The organism is Frankia tisae (assembly GCF_025403405.1).
GTDB classification, from domain to species: domain Bacteria; phylum Actinomycetota; class Actinomycetes; order Frankiales; family Frankiaceae; genus Frankia; species Frankia tisai.
Window position 1 is genome coordinate 1 of sequence record NZ_JANEZT010000640.1, and the last position, 1,917, is coordinate 1,917.

The 1,917-nt window shown below is 73.1% G+C and carries 2 protein-coding genes; one reads left to right on the plus strand and one right to left on the minus strand.

Annotation, left to right across the window (positions count from 1 at the left end; translation table 11 throughout):
- On the plus strand, positions 1-1,181 hold a 1,181-nt coding region (locus NBZ85_RS30760; RefSeq protein ID WP_261563384.1), incomplete at its 5' end, for an ABC transporter substrate-binding protein.
- Here the strand turns inward: NBZ85_RS30760 and NBZ85_RS30765 are convergent.
- Positions 1,142-1,917, minus strand: a 776-nt coding sequence (locus NBZ85_RS30765) for an MFS transporter (RefSeq protein ID WP_261563385.1), incomplete at its 5' end; no start/stop codon positions are given. The two genes, NBZ85_RS30760 and NBZ85_RS30765, sit on opposite strands and share 40 nt — an antisense overlap.

Genomic DNA, 1,917 nt, shown 5'->3' on the forward strand with positions numbered 1-1,917 from the left:
GCGGGGGCGGCGGGGGCGGCGGCGGTGCGGCAGCGACCGCGGCGACCGACTCGACCGTGACCCTTCCTCCGGGCACGAAGGCGTCCGGCGCACCGGTGAAGATCGGTTTCATCACCGCGGAGGGCGGCAGCGCGATCTCTCTGCCCGAGGTCCGCGAGGGCGCCCAGGCGGCCGCCGCCTACGCCAACGACTACCTCGGCGGCATCGGCGGGCGGCCCATCCAGCTCGTCGTCTGCAAGTCGCAGGAGGATGCGGCCTCCGCCCGCTCCTGCGCCAACCAGATGGTCGAGCAGAAAACCACCGCCGTGAACATCGGCACCACGGCCTTCGCCGACTCGATGGTCCCGATCATTACCGGCGCCCGGATCCCCTACACGACGGGCGTGGCGGCCAGCGGCGCCGAGTTCGTCACCGACGGCGCCTTCTCCTGGACCGGCGGCTTCCCCGCGACGCTCGGCGTCATGGCGCAGGCCGCCAAGGACAAGGGCTACAAGAGCGTCTCCCTGTTCGTCACGGACGCCCCCGCCGTGACCGCCGGCGCGAACGCGCTGGGCAAGCCGGTGTTCGCCAAGGCCGGCGTCGGCCTCGACATCGTCCCGATCCCGCTCGGCACACCGGATGCCACGTCCCAGGTCACCTCCGCGATCAGCAAGAAGCCCGGCGCGGTGATCCTCGTCGGTGAGGGGACCTTCTGCACCTCGGTGCTCAAGAGCCTGGTCGCGATCAACGCCACCCAGCCGAGGTTCGTCATCCAGCCGTGCCTGTCGAAAACCGTCGAGGACGCCGCGCCCGGCGCGCTGGACGGGGCGACGCTGTTCACCCCGGGCGACACCGACAGCGACGACGCCGAGGCCAAGCTTTACCGGACGGTGATGGGCAGGTACGCACCGAAGACAGCCCTCGACGGCTACGCGGTGACCGGCTACCAGAACCTGCTGGGCCTCGTCCGCGCGCTCAAGGGCATCACCGGCGACGTCACCCCCGCCTCCGTGACCAGCACGCTGAAGGCCGCCAAGGACGTGGTCCTGCCGGCCGGCGACGGTCTGACGTTCACCTGCGACGGGACCGCGATTCCGAACCTGAAGGCGCTGTGCTCGACGGGCTCGGTCGTCGCCACGGTCAGGGGCACCAGGGCGACCGGCTACCGGACCGTGGACTCGGCCGGTCTGTTCGGCGGCTGATCCCGCACCTCCCCCATCCGCCCGGTCGGCGCCGGGCCCTGCCCCGCCTCCGGCGCCTCCCCGCGGCGGCCTGGGCGCAGCAGCCGGGTGAGACCGGCCGTGGCGACGCCGACCCCGACCAGCACCCACAGGCTCGCCGTGAACGCGCCCTCGGCCGTCCCCGCGCCGAAGAAGACCACGCCGATCACGGCGACCCCCAGCGCGCCGCCGATCTGCTGCGCCATGGACAGTGCCCCCGCCGCAGCGCCCGCGTGGTGCGGGTCGATGCCCGCCAGCACCGTCGAGGACAGCGGGACGAGCACCAGGCCGATGCCGAGCCCGGTCACCGCGAGCCCGGGGACCAGGGCGAGGGCGCTTGCCGCCGACGCGGTGGCCACGAGCAGGGCGCAACCCGCGGCGGTGCCAAGGGCGCCCACGGCGAGGACCCGGTGACCAAGCCGGTCGCCGATCGGCCCGGCCAGGAACATCGCCAGGAAGTAGCCGGCGCCGACGGCGATGAAGACGATCCCGGAGAACAGCGCGCTGTAGCCGCGTCCCTGCTGGAGGTGGAGCGCGAGAACGAAGAAGAACGAGCTCGGGACCAGGGCGAACGCCAGTGCGACGCACGTGCCGGCCGCGAAGGCGCGATGCCGGAACAGACCGAGGTCGATCAGTGGCGCCCCGCCCCGGGCGGCAAGCCGACGCTGGCGGGTGACGAATCCGGCGGCCAGGACCGGTGCGGCGGCCAGACAGCACC